This window comes from Alicyclobacillus fodiniaquatilis, from assembly GCF_042678105.1.
In the GTDB taxonomy this organism is placed as follows: domain Bacteria; phylum Bacillota; class Bacilli; order Alicyclobacillales; family Alicyclobacillaceae; genus Alicyclobacillus; species Alicyclobacillus fodiniaquatilis.
This window is the reverse complement of sequence record NZ_JBHUCX010000066.1, coordinates 1-944: the sequence shown is the minus strand read 5'-3', so window position 1 is coordinate 944 and position 944 is coordinate 1. Positions and strand designations below refer to the sequence as shown.

The 944-nt window shown below is 48.7% G+C and carries 1 protein-coding gene; it reads left to right on the top strand.

Annotated elements, in window-relative coordinates; genetic code table 11:
- Positions 1-123: 123 nt before the first annotated feature.
- The coding region (locus ACFSB2_RS17325; RefSeq protein WP_377944361.1) for a transposase at positions 124-944 on the top strand (821 nt) is incomplete at its 3' end.

The window sequence follows — 944 nt, the reverse complement described above, 5'->3', positions numbered from 1 at the left end:
TTATCCCGGATTTCGACGATTGTGTCCTCATAAACTGGTGTGAATAATTGAAAAGGTGCTCCCCGTATGGCTAAGATGAGTTTGTCGAGAACCACATCTTCGCTAGGAAGGAGCACCTTTTGGGTGAAACAATATAATCATACACGAAGTCAGTTTGCTCGTAAAAGCTCTACAATTCATACTCGCTACGATTTGAATGCCGCCACCTCCTTTGGCGGTGCAAGTGGTCTCATAGATTTCGTTTTGGGAACGGGTATTGACAGGGAGTTTTGGGTACATGGATTACGCAAGGGCAGAAACACCCAGTTCCACATGGACGATATTGCTCTGACCGTCATTTTCGGTTCCTTGCTGGGTCAGGAACGGATTTTCCACTTTGAGGACATCGAACAAGATCCCCTGTTGAAGCTGAAGTTGGACGTGCCGAAACTGCCTGATACGACTCTGTTGTATAAGGATCTGAAGCGGCTCGGTTCCGACGCTGGCATCAAAGCGATACGTTCGGCGCATAGACAAATCCTAAAATCACTTCTCCCCAAAGGACAAGGCATCGTGGTCGATATCGACTCCTCTGTAGAGACTGTTTATGGCGCGCAGCAACAGTCCGCTGTTGGATATAATCCACACCATCACGGACGAGCGAGTTTCCATCCCTTGCTGGCGTTTGATTCACTCACTGGTTGTTGTCTCTATGATGAGTTGCGCTCTGGTGACGCCCATACATCAGATGGATTTGCGGATTTCTACAAGGCGATGAAAGACCAGTTGCCGGATGGCGTCAACATTCGTGCCGTCCGCATGGATAAAGGGTTTACCGGAGAAAAAGTGTTTCAGATATTGGAGCAAGATCAGCGGGATTACGTCATCAAACTGAAGTGGACCAAGCGACTCGCACAGTTGGCGCAAGCGCCAAATCTCCTCTGGCACTGCATCACAGAGAGTGA